A 16,848-nucleotide genomic window follows, 5' to 3' on the forward strand; every position below is an offset into this window, starting at 1 on the left:
TCACACCCGCCAGAAGAAGGTGTCCACGTACGCCGGTGGGACGGTCGGGTAGAGCCTGTTTTCGAGCGGTCGGGCGAAGTGGTGCGGACCGATGTCGTCGCCGCCGTCCGGGTCCCGCGTGAAGACGCTGAACCTGCCCGCGACGAGCGAGGCGTTCGACGTGAACGACACGGCCACACCCGGCGCCGTCACGGCCACTGCCAGCCGATGTTCCGGCAGCTCACGCAGTGAGATGTCCGCCGTGACCGGAGGCTGCCATCCCTCCATCAGAAAGTCCTCGACCATGCAGAACTGGACGTGGCACTGCATCGTGTCACCCGGGCGCCCGTCCCAGCGGTCCGGGAACCTCGGCAGATCGAGTCGCAGCGTCACGGCCGGGTCCCACCCGTCCAGGTGCACCGAGCGCAGCCGTACGCCTGTCAGGTCGGGGACCTCGTCGTAGTACGACCCGAAGCCCGTGTTCACCACGAAATCGGTCCATGTCATGGGAACACTGTGCCTCTGCGCCCGTCGGCGACGCGGTTGCGGGCGTAGTGATCTGCGTCGCCTTCACCCCGCCATGTACGGAGCCGTGGCCTGCTCCGGTGTGTTCGCTCCGCCGTCGGAACGCGGAGACTCGGACGTCCGCGTGAACGGGTTGTCCTGGAGGGCCTTCAACGAGATGGTGACCTGCCCCTCACGCGTCTCGGACATGATCACCTCGGCGGTGATCCGCTGTCCGGGTTCCACGGCCTGCGAGGGGTGGTCGATCCACGACCAGGACAGGTCCGGCAAGCGGATGAACCCAGTGCAGCGCCCGTCCGGCTCGCCGTCCAGGTGGACGAAGACCCCGAAGTCGTGCACCCCGGAGACCGTCCCCGAGACGACCTGCCCCGGGCGGATGCCCGTGAGGAAACCGCGCAGGTCCTGGTTCTCACAGGCCCGTGCAGACAGCCACAGCTGTTCTCCGCGCCGGCGGCCGATCTCCTCGGCCTCCATCTCCCGGCCCACCTCGAAGACCTCCGACGGGTGCTCGATGCAGCGACGCATCGACGCTTCGTGCCGCGGAATTCGCCCGACCTCGACGTCGTCCCCCTCCGTGTCCAGGAGGCTCACGAGGGTGTCCGTTCCGTCGAACCCGATGACCTTCACCCGCCTTACGGGGCCCGGCTCCGGTCGGTTGAACAAGGATCGTAGGCGAGCGTAGGGGTCGGATTCGGGCATGGGCGGAGTCTACGGTCCGACCACACGGGCGGGCCGGCGGCGCGGGGTGGTGTCATCGGGCGGTGCTGCTGCCTTCCACGGCGGATCGGCGGAAGGAGCGGACGGTGGCCGACCTGGACAGCGCGAGCGACATCCGTACGAGCCCCTGGCTGCTGCTCGGCGAGGTCAGCACCGCGTCCGCGGTGTGCGGGAGCGGGAGCGGGAGCGGGAGCGGGTGCGGGCCCTGGCCCGGGCCCCGGCTCGGGCAGGCTGTGGTCCGGGCGCGCTCCCACTGCGCGACGGCGCTGACCAGTGCGGCGGCGTCCGCGACGGCCGCGGCCTCCTCCGCCGGGCGCCCGTCCGCCAGCTCCTTGCGCAGTGCCCGCTCCCGCAGCTCGGCCCGCAGGTAGGGGTTGACGGTGAGGATGCCGTCGTGGATGTCCGACTCGCGCTGCGTCAGCCGCATCCCGATCGGCACCCAGGCCCCGCCGGCGGACAGGTCGATGCTGCGCTCGGTCGCCCCCCGCAGCTCGTCGTGCAGGGGGCGGAGCCGCCGGTACCGGCGCCACATCCGCCACCGGCTCGCGACGGGCTCGGCGACGAGGGGCAGCACGAACCCGACCGCGATCAGCAGCGCCGACACGGAGGCGAGGGCCGGCGCGACCTCGACGGCGAGCACGTCCCAGTCGCGGCCCGCCCACCGCGCCCCGACCGCGGCGAACTTGGCGACGTCGTAGCAGAGGTTGAGCACGTAGCCGACGACGATCAGCACCAGCCCCGCGCGCAGCGCGCCGCGCACCGCGCGGGCCCACCTCCAGCACAGCACCGTCATGGTGACGGCCGCGGTGGTGTGCGCCGTGAGGTAGAGGAGGATCGTCTCCCGGATGAACGGGGTGCTGGCGTAGTACGTGTCGAGGTCGCGCAGGCGCTCCACGGGCGCGTCGCCGAGGACGAACAGCGTGTTGACGGCCACGATCACGGCGAGCGTGGCCGCGGTGCACAGACGGGCCCGCCGACGCGTCCGCTCCCCGTCGGCGTCCGCGGCGCCGCGGCTCCAGTGGAGGATGAGGACGATGTTGGCCCCGGAGAACGCCGTGATGAGGGAGTAGACGAGGGGCGCCGCGGCGTTGGGGACACCGGTGAGCCGGTTGACGGCGACGAGGCTCGGGATCGCGGTGAACCCGAACACGGCCGTCCCGAGCGCGAGCAGGACACACACGGAACGCAGCAGCTCGTCACGCGGATTGCGCCGGAGCGCGGGCAGCTTCAGCAGCGTCGCGAGCAGGAGTACGGCGCCGGGTAGGTAGAAGCCCAGGCCCTGGGGGTCGTTCACCGCGGGCCCCGCCCGTGGGGGACCGTATGGTTCCGGCGGCTGGTGGTTCGGGGCGGCTGCTGCTGTGTCGTCATGGCAGGTGTGTTCCTCACGGGCGGTTCGGTGGTCCGGCGGTGCCGGTACCGGGTGCCGTATCCGTTCCCACGCCTCGTCGCTCGGCCCATCAGCGCGATCACAGGCACGACGAGTGATCATCGTACTGAGTGGCCGAAAGGGGCATGGTCCGAGCATCGCTTTGCTGCTGGGCGAAGCGCACGGCCGACCGCCAGAGGCTGAATCCCGCCCCCTGCCGCTGGGTGGCGGGTTGGGGTCCGCTGCCCCGTCCGTGCGGATCGTGCCGGCCGCAGCCCCTGTCGGCACGAGGTCGAGTTCCGCCATGCTCGTCGAGCGTGCGCCGGCCGGCATGTGTGCCGGGCGCGCCCCCTGCCGCTGGGAGGGCGCGCCCGGCGATGCTGCTGCCGGTCGGCCGGTTACAGCGTGTGGGTCAGGCGGGTCGTGAGCAGGCGGGTGAAGCGGGCCGGGTCGGGCAGGTCGCCGCCTTCGGCGAGCAGCGCGCTGCCGTACACCAGCTCGGTGATCTCCGCGAGCGCGGGGTCGTCCGCGTTGGCCTCGTGGGCCGAGCGCAGGGCGGTGACCAGCGGGTGGGCGGGGTTGAGCTCCAGGATCCGCTTGACGGGCGGCATCTGCTGGCCCATGGCCCGGTACATCTTCTCCAGGGTCGGGGTCATGTCGTGGGCGTCGCCCACGATGCACGCCGCCGACGTCGTCAGCCGCGACGACAGCCGGACCTGCTTCACGTGCTCGGACAGGGACGTCGCCATCCAGGGCAGCAGGGCGGCGAAGTCCTGGTCCCGCTTGGCCTTGTCGGAGTCGGCTTCCCCGTCGCCGTCGGCGGCCTGGTCGAGGTCGACCTGGCCCTTGGCGACGGACTGGAAGCGGTGGCCGTCGAAGCCCGGGACCTGCTCGACCCAGACCTCGTCGACCGGGTCGGTGAGGATCAGGACCTCGTACCCCTTGGCGGCGAAGGCCTCCATGTGCGGGGAGTTCTCCACCATGGCGCGGGTTTCGCCGGTCAGGTAGTAGATCGCGTCCTGGCCGTCCTTCATGCGCTCGACGTACTCGCGCAGGGTGGTCGTCTTCTCCGCGTCGTGCGTGGAGCCGGCCGACACGAGCGCCAGCAGGGCCTCGGTGTTGTCGGTGTCCTCCAGGAGGCCCTCCTTGAGGACCCGGCCGAACTGGCCCCACAGCTTCGCGTAGCGCTCGGCGTCGCCCGACTGGACTCCCTTGAGCGCGCCGAGGACCTTCTTCACCAGGCGCCGGCGCACGCCCTGGATCTGGCGGTCGTGCTGCAGGATCTCGCGGGAGATGTTCAGCGACAGGTCGTGGGCGTCCACGACACCCTTGACGAAGCGCAGGTAGTTCGGCATCAGCGCTTCGCAGTCGTCCATGATGAACACCCGCTTGACGTACAGCTGCACGCCGCGCTTGGTCTCGCGGGAGAACAGGTCGAACGGCGCCTGCGAGGGGATGAACAGCAGCGCCTCGTACTCGAAGGTGCCCTCGGCGCGCATGTGGATGGTCTCGGCGGGGGCGAGCCAGTCGTGGCTGATCTGCTGGTAGAACTCGCTGTACTCGGACTCGGACACCTCGCTGCGCTGCCGCGCCCACAGCGCCTTCATCGAGTTGAGCGTGTCCATGCTGTGGGCGGCGGCGCCCTCGGCTTCGCCCTCGCCGTCGCCGTCGCCGTCGCCGTCGGCGTCGAGGGCGGCGTCGGTGCGCTCGGCGGCCATCTTGATCGGCCAGCGGATGAAGTCCGAGTACTGCTTCACGATCTGACGGATCTTCCATCCGGCCAGGTAGTCGGCCAGCCCGTCCTCGCTGTCGGCGGGCTTGAGGTGGAGCGTGACCGAGGTGCCGACCGGCAGGCCGTCCACGGCCTGGATGGTGTACGTACCCTCGCCGTCGGACTCCCACAGCGTGCCCTCGTCGGTGCCGGCCCGCCGGGTGCACAGGGTCACCTTGTCGGCGACCATGAACGCCGAGTAGAAGCCGACGCCGAACTGCCCGATCAGGCTCTGCGCCGCGGCGGCGTCCTTGGCCTCCTTGATCTTCTCCAGCAGGCGGCCGGTGCCGGACTTGGCGATCGTGCCGATCAGCTCCACGATCTCGTCCCGGCTCATGCCGATGCCGTTGTCGCGGACGGTCAGCGTGCGGGCGTCCTGGTCGACTTCGAGGGTGATGTGGAGGTCGGCGGTGTCGGCTTCGAGGGCGGAGTCGGTCAGCGACTCCAGGCGGAGCTTGTCCAGTGCATCGGAGGCGTTGGAGATCAGCTCGCGCAGGAAGATGTCCTTGTTCGAGTAGATCGAATGGATCACCAGCTGCAGCAACTGACGGGTCTCGGCCTGGAACTCCAGCGTCTCGGTACTGCTACCCACGTGGGTCTCTCCTTAGAGAACGGAAACGGTGACGGTGATGGACGGTGTCGTGTGAGGGACGGAGGGTGCCGCGGCGCCCGGGCGGCACGCCGTACCGCGCCGTCGGCACGGCGCGCTCGGGGCGGGCGTTGGCCTAGCCGTGGCTGACGGGCGGCTGCCGTATCACGGCCGAGGCCGGAGCCGGGGCGGGGTACGGCGCTGCCGGCGGCTGTCGGCGCGCAGTTGGCCGGTGCGGGCGGCGAGCCGGTCGAGGCGGGCGGCGATCGCCGGGTGGCCAGCCGCGAGGTGGGGGCGGGTCGCGGCGAGCGGGGCCAGGAGCCGGGCCGGGTCGTTGTCGCCGAGGGCGTCCAGCAGGCGGGCCACGGCCGGGGCGGCGCCGACGGCGATGTCCTCCAGGGCGCCGATCTGCCCGGCCAGGAGACGCAGTTCGGCGGCGTTGTCGCGGGCCCACGTGGTGACGGCGCGGTCGGCGGCACGCTGGTCGCGGGCCGCCCGGACACGCTGCTCGCCGGTGCTGCCCGCGGCGGTTCCGGCGTCGGTGTCGGGGCGCAGGCGTAGGTAGCGGCGCTCGGCGGCCTGACGGCTGGCCACGCCGAGAGGCCCGGCCAGATCCGCCCATGTGGCGCCGGCGGTGCGGGCGGCCTCGATCAACCCGGTCTCCCAGCCGGCGAGTTCCTCGCGCACGTGGCGCAGGAGCAGCAGCGCGGCGAGGGCCTGCTGCGGGTCGCTCTGGCCGGCGTCGTCGGGCGGTGCGTGGCGGGCGGTGCGGGCGGCGGCGTTCATCATGCCGAGCGCGGCGGCAGCGGCCGGGAACGAGGCCGGCCCCGACCCCGGGGGGTCCTGCGCTTCCATGGTCGTCACCTTTTCGCCGACGGCGGGATTGTCGTCCGAATGGTGACATGCTACGACCGTCCCGGCCGAACCGCACCGGCGAATCCGCGACAACTGTCCGGAATTGGAGGTGTCCGGCTGTGCCCACCCGGTACCGGGCCGCTTCGAAGGAGTCGACGGCGATCCCTCTCGCGTGTCGTCCATAGGGCGACATGGCCGCTTGCCGCGAGCATCCGCGTATCCGCCTGCCGCCGGGATGGGGATCATGGGTGCATGACCCGAATCCTGACCCGCAGCGATCTGGAGGCCGTACTGGAGCCCGCGGCCTGCACAGCCGTCCTGAAGGACGGTTTCCGCAACACGGACTCCCGGTCGGCAACAGGGCAGCGGGTGAGGACCGATCTGCCGTTTCCCGGCACGGCCACAGCCCTGATCCCCGGGCTGCTGCCCGGCATCGACGCGTACACGGTGAAGGTGAACGCCAAGTTCCCCGCCGGACGGCCGGCGCTCCGCGGAGTGATCTGCCTCCACAGCGGTCAGGACGGAGAACTCCTCGCGCTGATGGACTCCGCCACCATCACCGCCTGGCGCACCGGCCTCGCAGCAGCCCTGGGCACGCACGTCCTCGCCGCCCCCGACCCGGGAGGTGACGCGGTACTCGGTGTGATCGGCGCGGGCGCGCAAGCCGACCTCATGGTCCGCGGGTTGCGCAGTATGCGCGGCTTTCGCGAAGTCGTCGTGTACGACACCGATCCGGCCCGGGCCGCCGCGTTCACCGCCCGGTACGGAGGACGCGCGCTCGGTTCTCCCGCGGACGTTGCCGCAGCCGCCGGTGTCGTCCTGCTGGCAACGTGGTCCCGCACGCCCTTGCTGCACCTCGCCGACACCCGGCCCGGGCAGCACGTCACGTCGCTGGGAGCCGACGAGCCCGGCAAACAGGAGCTCTCCGCCGACCTGCTCGCCTCCGCGCTCCTCGTGGTCGACGACCGTGAACTGGCCGCTGCCGCGGGAGCTCTCGCCGCCGCCGGACTTCCCGCCTCAGCCGCCCGCGCCACCCTGGGCGAGGTCCTCCGCGGCGACCGTCCGGGCCGCACCAGCTTGACGCAGCGCACCGTCTACGCCCCCGTCGGGCTCCCCTGGCAGGACCTCGCCCTCGCCTGGCTGGCCTACGAGCACGCCGAACGGCGTGGCATCGGAACACGAACCGACCTGCTCTTCTGAGCGGCGAACCCTGCGCGGAATCGGCTCCGTGTCAGATTTCGGCCAAAGCGGCTGTCATGACGCCGGAGCGGGATCTTCCGGCGTTAGCGTTCGAAACGTTCTTGCGGCCTCTGGGGGGAGAGCCCGCGTACGCGTACCTCTCTGCCTCCGTGCGCCGCCTCGGGGCAAGGGGAGGGGACTGTGATGAGCAATCATCAGCGACGGTTGGCAGGGACAGGGACAGGGACAGGGACAGGGACAGGGACAGGGACAGGGACAGGGCCGGGGCCGGGGCGAGCGCCGGGGCAGGGGTAGCGCCATGGCCCTCGTGCTTGAGGGGATCTCCTTCCGGTACGGCCGGCAGGAACCCGTCTTCACCGGCTTCGGGCTGGTCCTCGACGCCCCCGCCACCGTCCTCCTCGGCCCGAACGGCGCCGGGAAGTCGACGCTGCTGGGGCTCGCGGCCTCACAACTCCGCCCCGGCTCCGGCACGGTCGCGCTCGGCCGGACCCGGGCCGGGGGCCGCTCCCTCGCCGCGTACCGGCGCAAGGTGGCGTGGATCCCGCAGCAGATCACCCCCGTACCCGGGCTGACCGTCCGCGAACAGGTCGCGTACGCCGGCTGGCTCAAGGGCCTGAAGCGGTCCGAGGCGTGGGAGGCGTCCGCCGCCGCCGTCGACCGGGTCGGTCTGAGCTCGCTCTCCGACCGCAAGAGCCACCGGGTCAGCGGAGGCCAACTGCGCCGCATCGGCATCGCCGGGGCGCTCGGCCACCGCAGCGAGCTGATCCTGATGGACGAGCCGACCGCCGGACTCGACCCCACCCAGCGGCAGATGTTCCGCGAACTCGTCGCCGAACTGTCCGCCACCGTGCGGATCGTGGTCTCCACCCACCAGACGGAGGACCTCGCCGACCTCTACCGGCAGGTCGTCGTCCTCGACCGGGGCACCGTCCGCTTCCAGGGGACCCCGCAGGAGTTCCACGCCCTCGCCCCCGCCCCGCCCACCGCGACCGCCGCGACCGATGGCGGGCCCCGCGAACGGGCCGAGGCCGCGTACGCCCGTCTCGTCGAGCGGGAGGTCTGAGCCATGCGCCTGCGTACCCTGCTGCGCACCTCGTCAGCCACGGCGCTGCTGCCGTTCCTCCTCGCCTACGTCGTCGTGCTCCTCCGCGACGCAATGACCGCCTCCGTCCTGCCCGGCTACGGGCCCTCGGTCGTCGGGCCCGTCGCATTCGCCCTGGCTCCGGCAGCAGCGGCCTGTTCGGCGGCCGGCGCGTGGGAGGCCGCACGGCTGCGCCGCGGCCGCGTCCTGGACCAGGCGCCCGTCCGCTCGCCGCTCACCCTCGCGCTCGCCGTGCTCCTGCCGGTCTGGGGCATGGGCCTGGCGGGCCTGGCCGCCGCACTGCTCGTCACCTCCAGGGCGGCCGGAGCCCTGCCCGCGCCCTCCCATACGGGCATGCTCGCCGCGTACGCCGCCGTACTGGCCGCGGCGAGCCTCCTCGGCCACCTGCTCGGGCGGGTCCTGCCGGGCCTTGCCGCCGCGCCGGTCGCGATGGTCGTCGGGTTCTTCCCCGTGGGGTTCGCCGGGTCCTTCGAAACGCCCTGGCCGCGCCATCTCGTCGCCACGGCTTACGACTCCTGCTGCCACCCCGGCCAGGTGATCGACCCGGCGGCCGTCTGGTCCCCGCTCCTCCTCGCCACCGGGCTCTGCCTGGCCGCGGCCCTGGTCATCCACCCGTTCCTCAAAGCGGCACGGGCGCTCGCCGTCGCCCTCGCGGCGGCCGCCGCCGCAGCGGCCGTCTGGCTCGTCCACGACCTCGACCACAACCCCGTACTCGCCCGCGAACCCTCGGACCTCGTCTGCGACACCCGTGGCCGCCCCACCGTCTGCCTGTGGCCCGAGACCCCCGACCGCGGCCGGACCGTGGACCTCGTCCGCAGCCACACCACCCGCCTGACGGCGGCCGGGATACCGGTCGCCGACACGCTCAGCGCCGCACCCCGGCCCGGGGAGGCCGGGTTCGGCGGCAAGGGCACCGTCCAGGACGCGGACATACCGCTCCGGCTCGCGAGCATGCTGATGCCCGCCACACCCGCATGCGCGCGGACCACCGGCCACTACCCAGCGATACAGGACACGCCGCCGCTCCACGCCTGGCTCACCGCCACGGCGACCGGCACCCCGCCCGTCCCGACCCCCAACCGCTACACCGCCCAGGACGTCGACCTCGTCCGGCAGGTCCTCGCCCAGCCGCGCGCCGTACAACTGGCCTGGTACGAGCAGTACCGGAAGGCGCTGGCCGGCTGCACCGACCGCCCGGACCGCACCATCCCGGGAGCCGCCCGGTGATCTGGTGGCTCACGTCCCGCCACGCGGCCCTGACCGTCCCGGCGACGCTCCTCACCGCCCTCCTCGGCATCGCGCTCGGACGCACCGTGCTGCCCCTCCCGTCCCTCTTCGGCAGCGGTGATTTCCTGCTCAGCGCGGTGGTGGCGGCGTTGCCGGCCGTGCTCTGGCTCAACGGCACCGGACGGACCGACCCGAGGACCGAAGCCACCGCCCTCCGGCCCGTCCACCGCTGGGACACCGCACTGGCCGCGCTCCTCGCCGCGACCGCCCTGGCCGTCACCGGCATCGCCTACCTGCTCGCCGCCGACGACATCGCCCTCGCCGTGGGCCGCAACATCACCTTCTACCTCGCGGCGGCCGTGCTCCTCGGCGTGTGCGTCGGACCGCGCATCGCCGGGCCGCTCGTCACCGGCATCCCGTTCGTCGTGGGGGTCGCCGGCCGGCGGGGCCCCTTCCCGGAGCCCTGGGCCGTGATCCTGCACGACGGGGACTCCGGACGGGCGCTCGCGGCGACACTGGCCCTGATGGCGATCGCGTGCCTCGTCGGCGCCGGCGTCGGCGTGCGTGCCGGTCGCTGGAGCGCAACAACGCCGTAACGCGCGCCTCGTACCGTCGTACGGATGAGCGCAAAGGCGAACGGAAACGAGACGAACCCGGACGCACGGCCGCGGCCGCGGATCCGGCCCGGTGCCGGGCCCGACCTCGACGAGCTGACCCGGATCTACAACCACTACGTCACCGAGACGCCGATCACCTTCGACACCGTGCCGTTCACCGCGGACCAGCGGCGGCCGTGGCTGCTGGCCCATCCCCACTCCGGCCCGCACCGGCTCCTCGTGGCCGAGGAGGACGGAAAGCTCCTCGGCTACGCGACCAGCAGCGCCTTCCGCCCGAAGCAGGCGTACGCGACCTCCGTGGAAACCAGCGTCTACGTGGCGCCCGAGCACCTGGGACGCGGCATCGGCAGCCTGCTGTACACCGCGCTCTTCGAGGCGCTGGAGCAGGAGGACGTGCATGTCGCGCTCGCCGGAATCACCGTGCCCAACGAGGCGTCCCAGCGGCTCCACGTACGCTTCGGGTTCCGGCCCGTGGGCGTCTACGAGCAAGTCGGGCGGAAATTCGGGCGGTTCTGGGACGTGGCCTGGTTCCAGAAGCGGCTGTGAGGGGTATGGACCCTGGGATGGTCGGCGCGGCCGGCTGCATACCGTATGATTGATCTCGAGCTCGCGTCCGGGAAATCCGGTGGTGGGACTGGCGTTGGTGGTCCAAGGAAAGGCACCCCACTTCCTGTGGGGGGATGCAGGTGCAAGGCCTGCCCAGCGCTCGATCAAGGCCCCGGCCTCCTCAGGGAGACCGGGGCCTTCTTGTTGCGCGCGAGGACGAGCGGGAAGCCCGTCGGGCGGGCCCTCCCGCCTCGGGCATCATCAGGGTGTGATCTTCCTTGACGAGCGACTCATCGGGGCCTGGCTCGGTACTGCCGAGGGGGTGATGGAGGCGAGCGGCATTGTCTTCCTCGCGGACGGCCGCGGCTGGAGCCGGTTCGACAGCATCAGCGGCGAGCTCGCCGTCAGCCGCTTTCGCTGGCACTGCCCGGACAACGGGGTGCTGAGCCTCCGATACACCTGGCAGGTCAGCGGCGAGTGGGACGCGGAGGCCGCTGGAGGCGACGGCTTCGCCGTCGTCCGCCACAGCGGGCCGTTCGACGAGGTCATCGAGACGGGCTACCGCGTCGGCCCCCATCAGCCGCAGCTGTCCGCGTCCGAGGCCGCGAAGACGGCCCTGCTGCTCGACCAGGCCGTTGAGTTCGAGCACGTCTTCCACCGGAGCGGAAGGCCCGCCACCGTCGCGGACGACCCTTCGACCGCCGTCGTGCCCTACCCGCCCGCACCCCACCCCGGCGGCCCTCCCCGGAGCTGACGCGCGAGCGCCGTGACGTTCCGTTCCGTGCCGTGCCGTCAGTCGGACAGGGCTGCCTGCCAGCGCCACGACGTGAGCCGGGGCCGGCCTTCGAGTTCGCCCCGCCCCGTGCACCACAGCAGGACGCGTACCGGGTCGCCGGACGGCGCATCGGGGAAGAGGCGTTGCAGGACCGCGTCACACAGCGGGGCCGGAGGCAGCCACGGAATCCCCAGTCCCCGGGTGATGTCGTGCGTGTGCAGCAGGACTTCGGCGACGCCCATCGCGGCGAAACCGGCCGGGTCGCACGGCCCCCAGTGCCAGGCCCGCATCCCCGGGTCGGCCGTCGCCAGGGCGCTGACGAGCAGGCTGCCGCAGGCGGCGACCACGCCGAGCACCTCGCGCGGCTCCGCTTCGGGGCGGACGACCAGGTCGAAGGGGAGGTACGCGTCGGCAGGCCGGGCCGCCACCTGCCCCGCGTACGCCAGCAGGTCGTGCGCCACATGGGCTGCCGTCTCCCGGCAGTCCCACTCCAGCGGGCCCGCCCGCACCGACCAGTCCGCCTCCTCGGCATGCGTGCCGAGCACCTCGCGCATGACGGAGACCGCCAGTTCCACGTCCCGCAATCCCACGCTGCCCATGCCGCGAGCCTAGCCCGCGCCCTGGCCCTCGCGCCCGCCCCGGTGGCGCTTGGCACGCCCGTGCGGTCTTACGAGGAGATCCCCTTCGCCACCGGGCTCGTCGGCCGCGAGGAGTGGAGGCCGTGGCACAGGGTGTCGAATGCGTCGAGGGCCGCCGGGGCGACCGTGTCGCGTGCGTGTGCCGGGGGTTCGCCGGACATGATGCGCCGCTGGAGCTCGCGCAGGGCTGCCCGGTGCGTTCCGGCGATGGCGCCCGCGAGGAGGGCCGCGGACAACGGGAGGCCGGCGCTGTCCGGCGTACCGGCGGTGTTCGGCGGGTGCTCGGCCAGGGCTGCGGCGAGGGCGGCCTCGGCGTGTTCGCCGATCTCCCGTTCGCGGGCGCGCAGTGCGGGGCTGTCGAGGACGACCTGCCGGAACCGGCGCGCGCCGGGGTGGAGTCCGAGCATGGGGTCGTTGTCCCGGAGGGCGGCGAGCAGGGCGTCGCGGACGGTCTCCACCGGGCAGGTGCCGGGGGCGCGGTCGCGTGTGAGGGCGGCGAGACGGTCTTCGGCCTCGGCCTGGCGGTCGAAGAAGAGGTCTTCCTTGGCGGGGAAGTAGTTGAACACGGTGTTCGTGGACACGCCCGCGTGCCGTGCCACGTCGGCGACCGTGACCCGGTCGAACCCGTGTTCCAGGAATAGTCCCAGTGCCGCGTCGGCGATGGCCGTGCGGGTCTGCTGCTTCTTGATCTCTCGAAGTCCCACACCCTGAATGATAGTGTCACCGCAAAGTTAGTGTGACACCAAGATTTTTGGAGGGGGACGGCCATGGCTGCTGCGCTGGCCTTCGGCATCTATCCCGGCGCGCTCCTGGGCGATGACCAGGGCATCGTCCATCCGGTCCGGCCGGACGAGCCGCGCCGCATCAACGACGCACTCGATGTGCTGCAGGGAGACGCGGCCCCGCTCACGGTCCGCGCCTATCACTCCTTCGCGGCCACCGTGGCCCTGCCGGAACCTCCCACGCCGGCCGAACCGCAGGCCTACCTCCGGCGAGGCCGCAAGCTCGACCTCGTCCTGCAGTTCCGCGAGCCGTCCGGGCGGTTGGACGAGTGGCTGGAGTTCGTCCGCCACACCGTCCGGACGCAGGGACCGCACCTGGCGTCGCTCCAGATATGCGAGGAGCCGAACGCCGACCTCCCCGTCCTCGACGGCAGCACACCCAACGTCATCAACGCGCTCGTCCAAGGGGTCATCGCGGCCAAGGAGGAGGCCCGGGCCCTGGGTCATGCGGTGGCGGTCGGCTTCAACGCCGTGCCGACCTTCGATCCGGCCGACACCTTCTGGTCCGAGCTCGGCGCCCTGGCCGACGCCCGCTTCGCGGCCGCCCTGGACTACGTCGGCCTCGACTTCTTCCCCGACGTCTTCCGGCCCGTCCCCGCCGACCGGCTGGCCGACGCGGTCACCGCGGTCCTCACCGCCTTCCGGCGCGACCACCTCCCCCAGGCCGGCATCCCGGACACCATCCCCATCCGCATCTGCGAGAACGGCTGGCCCACCGGCCCCGGCCGGCCCGAGCGGCGACAGGCCGAAGTCCTCGAAACCGTCGTCCGGACCGTCGCCGCCCTCGCCGGCGAACTCACCGTCGACGGCTACTCGTTCTTCGCCCTGCGCGACGCCGACAGCAGCGGCGAGGGCCTCTTCCACCACTTCGGTCTCCTGCGCGACGACTACACCCCCAAGCCGGCCTTCGACACGTACCGCCGGCTCATCGGCGAACTCGCCCCACGTTGAAGTGCCACTCCCGGGTGTGGTCGTCGGCGCTGGTCAGGATGGTGCCGCGGTCAGGGGGGCGCAGGGGCGGGGGGGGGGGGGGGGGGGGGGGGGGGGGGGGGGCGGGGGGGGGGGGGCCCCCGCCCCGGCCGCGCCGTGCACCGCTCAGTCGGGCAGCCGGTCGAGGACCCACTCGCCGATCTCGGGCGTCATGAGGGCGTGCCGGTCGTTGTCCTCGGAGAGGATGAAGTCGTCGAGGTCGGACTCCTCCGGGGGCAGGTCGTCGATGTGGACGTACAGGTCGTCCTGCCGGTCCAGGTCGCGGATGGCGACCGCGCTGACCGACGGCACGAAGCACACGGACCGGTGGGCCAGGTCGATGGCCTCGTTGATGCTGGAGAGCGCGTCCCCGACGAGGCCGAACGACTCCAGCGTCCCGCCCGGCGCCCCGTCCAGCTCGGGGAAGCCGCGCGTGGTGATGGAGTGCGGGCCGCCGAGGACGCCGTTCAGGACCGCCACCTCCGCCGGGTCGCCCTGCGACTGGGCCAGGAAGTACGTGCCGTCGAAGGTCGGCCCGGCACAGCTCAGGGTCTTCTCCCCGGGCCGGACGCGGTTGCCCACGCCGTCGCCGCGCCCGCTGGACACGCCGAGCAGGCGCGGGATGCGCGGCCACCCGCCGACGCGCTGGAGCTGCTCCAGGAACTCCGTCCGCAGCGGGCTCTGCTTCGGCGTGCCGCTGACGCCGTCCACGTACCGCCAGAGCATCTGCTGCGCGGCCGGGCTGCCGATCTGCCTCAGGTACATGTCGCTGACCGGGGCGAGGTAGTGCGCGAACGCCTGGAGCCCGATCGGCACCCACGCGCCCCGGTGCGGGCTGTCGAACGACACGTAGACGCCGGTCCGGTGGTCCATGCGCTGCATTTCCAACTTCGCGAGCGCGTACCGCATGACGATGCCGCCCATGCTGAACCCGCCGACGAGCAGACGGGCGTCGCCCAGCTGCTCGGCGAGGGTCCGCATGATGGCGGCGGTCGCCGTCTCGGCGTTGCGGAGGATGGACTCGCTGCGCTCGTCGAACCCGACGAGGATCAGCGTGCGTCCGCGGGCGCGGAGCCGGCTGATGAACGGGAACCGGCCGTTCTCCAGCTCGTCGTAGAGCCAGTCGAAGTCGGTCGGCCCGAGGTTGAACCCGTCGGCCAGGATGACCGGCCGGATCACGCCCTGCTGGCCCTGCCCGTAGTACACCCGCGCGCTGCCGCCCGGCAGCTGCCACTCCTCGTCGGCGGGGGGTGCCTGCGGCGCTGCCACTGCTGCCTTGCCGATCGGGGTCACGAGTCCGATCGAGGCGGCGGCCTTCCTGGCCTTGTCGGTCTTGCTGTCGGCCACGAACGTCCCTTTCCATGCTGCTGACAACGGATCAAGGAACATGCTCGTTGTACGGACCACCTGCTATGCACCGAATTCCGCGCATTTCACCCTGATGGGCTGATTGATTCTGTTTTCACCTCTAACGAGGAACTACCGGCGGGACGCGGGCGGGATGCTCTGCTCGTACGAGAAGACGTTGTGCGGGTCGTACTTCGCCTTGATCTCGCGCAGCCGGTCGAAGTTCGGTCCCCAGTAGGCCGTTTCCCAGTTCTGCATGCCGATGTTCGGCACGTTGACGTAGGCGCCGTTCACGTACGGCCGCAGCGCCTGGCCGAACTCGGCGATCCAGGCCTGGGCCTGCGCGGTGAGCGCGTCGCCGCTGCCCGCCTCGCCGCGCACTCCCCAGCCGGCTCCGGGCTCGGCGTAGAACAGCGCGTCGCGGTGCGGGAAGGCCGTGGCGTCGCGGGGGATCCTCCCGACCGCGCCGCCGAAGGCCTGGGTGAAGAAGTTGCTGGCCTCCGTGGGCGCGTTCCGCATGAAGGTGGCGATCAGGCTGATCGCCTCCCCGGGGAAGGGCTCGGTGGCGAACTGCGAGTAGAACTTCCAGTGCGACGGATCACGCTCGGCCGGAACCTGGAACCGTGTGTAGACGTCACCCCAGTTGCCCGTCCGTACCGAGACTTCGGGGCTGCCGACCGACAGGACCGGCGCCAGCATCTCCTTCGCCTCGTCCGGCGATCCCTCCGCGAGCACGGCGTACAGCAGGGCCTCGTCCCGGTGGACCTCCAGCTGCGTACCGAGGCGGTCGTCGGCGTACGGCGCCGTACGCTGCCATGTGTCGAAGACGCCGTGCAGGTCGCCGAGGCCCTCCCACCTGGCCTGGACGGAGGTGACGCTCTTCAACGGCGCCACCGTGTAGGTGAGGGACGTGACGATCCCGAAGTTGCCGTTCCCCGCCCCGCGGAGCGCCCAGAGCAGGTCGGCGTTCTCCTCCGCGTCCGCCCTGATCACCTCGGCGTCGAGGCCGTCGTCGCTGCCGCCCGCCGCAGCGACGACGACCTCGGCGCCGATGAGGCTGTCGCAGGCCATGCCGAGCCAGCGGGTGAAGAAGCCGAGGCCGCCGCCGAGCGTCGCACCGGCGAGGCCCACTTGGCCCTCGGATCCCGTCGTCACCGCGAGGTCCTGCCCGGCGAGCGCGGTCACCGCCTCCAGCTGGTTGAGCCCGGCGCCGACGGTCGCCGTGCGGGCGGCGGCGTCGATGCGGACCGACTTGAGCCCGCTGACGTCGATCACGATGCCGTTGTCCACGTTCGACCAGCCTTCGAGGCTGTGGCCGCCGCTCCGGACGCGCACGGCGACGTCGTGCTGCCGCGCCCACGCGAGGGCGTTGACCACGTCCTGGGTGTTCCGGGCGTAGACGATGACCAGGGGGTAGCGGACGAAGAGCTCGTCCCAGCCGAGGCTCGCGCTCGCGTAGCCGGGATCGTCGGGGCGGACGACACGACCGGTCAGCCGGGCCGTCGGCTGCCGGAGCGTCGGGTGGGCCGGGTGGGCCGGGCGGGAGAAGTCGTGCATGGTCCGCATCCTCGCGAGCGGGAGATGCCGGTGCCGGTATTCGGCTCGGGCGAATCGAGTCGGCTGTCGTGCCTGTGCATGTTGTCTGCGTCTGCGTCTGCGTCTGCGTCTGCGTCTGCGCCTGTGCCGTTGCCCGTGCCTGGAGCCCGCAGAGTAACAGCGGCGACCCGTTGCCCTATCGCCCAACACGCGCCCGCGCGGCGCCGTCGCATGCGGATGCCGGAGAGGCTGGGGGCCTCTCCGGCATCCGGGGTGGGGTGGGGGTGGGGTGTTCGGGTCTCACTTG

Annotated in this window: 16 protein-coding genes; 7 read left to right on the forward strand and 9 right to left on the reverse strand. The window is 72.1% G+C overall.

Annotation, left to right across the window (positions count from 1 at the left end; translation table 11 throughout):
• The 5 genes from ACIQUT_RS35390 to ACIQUT_RS35410 form a co-directional block, all read right to left on the reverse strand.
• Positions 1-486 (reverse strand): hypothetical protein, encoded by a 486-nt coding sequence (locus ACIQUT_RS35390; protein WP_403569172.1) that lies wholly within the window; start codon positions 484-486, stop codon positions 1-3.
• A 63-nt stretch (positions 487-549) separates the two neighbouring features.
• The gene (locus ACIQUT_RS35395) at positions 550-1,167 is read right to left on the reverse strand and encodes a S1 RNA-binding domain-containing protein (RefSeq protein WP_403569174.1); all 618 of its coding nucleotides are present in this window, start codon (positions 1,165-1,167) and stop codon (positions 550-552) included.
• Positions 1,168-1,255: 88 nt separating this feature from the next.
• Complete coding sequence (locus ACIQUT_RS35400; RefSeq protein WP_403569176.1) at positions 1,256-2,515, reverse strand: MAB_1171c family putative transporter; 1,260 nt, start codon at positions 2,513-2,515, stop codon at positions 1,256-1,258.
• A 470-nt stretch (positions 2,516-2,985) separates the two neighbouring features.
• Positions 2,986-4,950, reverse strand: a complete 1,965-nt coding sequence (htpG, locus tag ACIQUT_RS35405; RefSeq protein ID WP_403569177.1) for a molecular chaperone HtpG — start codon at positions 4,948-4,950, stop codon at positions 2,986-2,988.
• Positions 4,951-5,112: 162 nt separating this feature from the next.
• Complete coding sequence (locus ACIQUT_RS35410; RefSeq protein ID WP_403569179.1) at positions 5,113-5,802, reverse strand: hypothetical protein; 690 nt, start codon at positions 5,800-5,802, stop codon at positions 5,113-5,115.
• A gap of 252 nt (positions 5,803-6,054) precedes the next feature.
• Between ACIQUT_RS35410 and ACIQUT_RS35415 the strand changes: the two genes are divergently transcribed.
• From ACIQUT_RS35415 to ACIQUT_RS35440, 6 genes are all read left to right on the forward strand, one after another.
• Positions 6,055-7,002, forward strand: coding sequence for an ornithine cyclodeaminase family protein (locus ACIQUT_RS35415; protein WP_403569181.1), 948 nt, complete (start codon positions 6,055-6,057; stop codon positions 7,000-7,002).
• A gap of 298 nt (positions 7,003-7,300) precedes the next feature.
• Positions 7,301-8,065, forward strand: a complete 765-nt coding sequence (locus tag ACIQUT_RS35420) for an ATP-binding cassette domain-containing protein (protein ID WP_403569183.1) — start codon at positions 7,301-7,303, stop codon at positions 8,063-8,065.
• A 3-nt stretch (positions 8,066-8,068) separates the two neighbouring features.
• Positions 8,069-9,331 (forward strand): hypothetical protein, encoded by a 1,263-nt coding sequence (locus tag ACIQUT_RS35425; RefSeq protein ID WP_403569185.1) that lies wholly within the window; start codon positions 8,069-8,071, stop codon positions 9,329-9,331.
• Positions 9,328-9,927, forward strand: coding sequence for a hypothetical protein (locus tag ACIQUT_RS35430; RefSeq protein ID WP_403569187.1), 600 nt, complete (start codon positions 9,328-9,330; stop codon positions 9,925-9,927). Before ACIQUT_RS35425 ends, ACIQUT_RS35430 begins: the two co-directional genes overlap by 4 nt.
• Positions 9,928-9,951: 24 nt before the next feature.
• Positions 9,952-10,494: a GNAT family N-acetyltransferase gene (locus ACIQUT_RS35435; RefSeq protein ID WP_403569189.1), complete on the forward strand. Its 543-nt coding sequence runs from the start codon at positions 9,952-9,954 to the stop codon at positions 10,492-10,494.
• Between the two features lie 268 nt (positions 10,495-10,762).
• Positions 10,763-11,248 carry a hypothetical protein gene (locus ACIQUT_RS35440; protein WP_403569191.1) on the forward strand — a complete coding sequence of 162 codons (486 nt, stop codon included), beginning with the start codon at positions 10,763-10,765 and terminating at the stop codon, positions 11,246-11,248.
• Between the two features lie 38 nt (positions 11,249-11,286).
• On the opposite strand, the gene ACIQUT_RS35445 is transcribed toward ACIQUT_RS35440, so the two are convergent.
• Positions 11,287-11,868 carry a maleylpyruvate isomerase N-terminal domain-containing protein gene (locus ACIQUT_RS35445; RefSeq protein ID WP_403569192.1) on the reverse strand — a complete coding sequence of 194 codons (582 nt, stop codon included), beginning with the start codon at positions 11,866-11,868 and terminating at the stop codon, positions 11,287-11,289.
• Between the two features lie 68 nt (positions 11,869-11,936).
• The gene (locus tag ACIQUT_RS35450) at positions 11,937-12,611 is read right to left on the reverse strand and encodes a TetR/AcrR family transcriptional regulator (RefSeq protein ID WP_403569193.1); all 675 of its coding nucleotides are present in this window, start codon (positions 12,609-12,611) and stop codon (positions 11,937-11,939) included.
• A 63-nt stretch (positions 12,612-12,674) separates the two neighbouring features.
• Here ACIQUT_RS35450 and ACIQUT_RS35455 point away from each other — a divergent pair, with 63 nt between their 5' ends.
• Positions 12,675-13,640, forward strand: coding sequence for a hypothetical protein (locus ACIQUT_RS35455; protein WP_403569195.1), 966 nt, complete (start codon positions 12,675-12,677; stop codon positions 13,638-13,640).
• Between the two features lie 144 nt (positions 13,641-13,784).
• Here ACIQUT_RS35455 and ACIQUT_RS35460 read toward each other — a convergent pair whose 3' ends face one another.
• Together ACIQUT_RS35460 and ACIQUT_RS35465 are read right to left on the reverse strand one after the other, a co-directional pair.
• Positions 13,785-15,005: an esterase/lipase family protein gene (locus tag ACIQUT_RS35460; RefSeq protein ID WP_403569196.1), complete on the reverse strand. Its 1,221-nt coding sequence runs from the start codon at positions 15,003-15,005 to the stop codon at positions 13,785-13,787.
• A gap of 132 nt (positions 15,006-15,137) precedes the next feature.
• On the reverse strand, positions 15,138-16,562 hold the full coding sequence (locus ACIQUT_RS35465; protein WP_403569198.1) for an FAD-binding oxidoreductase: 1,425 nt from the start codon (positions 16,560-16,562) through the stop codon (positions 15,138-15,140).
• Positions 16,563-16,848 lie beyond the last annotated feature (286 nt).

The organism is Streptomyces sp. NPDC090445, from assembly GCF_044769385.1.
GTDB lineage: Bacteria > Actinomycetota > Actinomycetes > Streptomycetales > Streptomycetaceae > Streptomyces.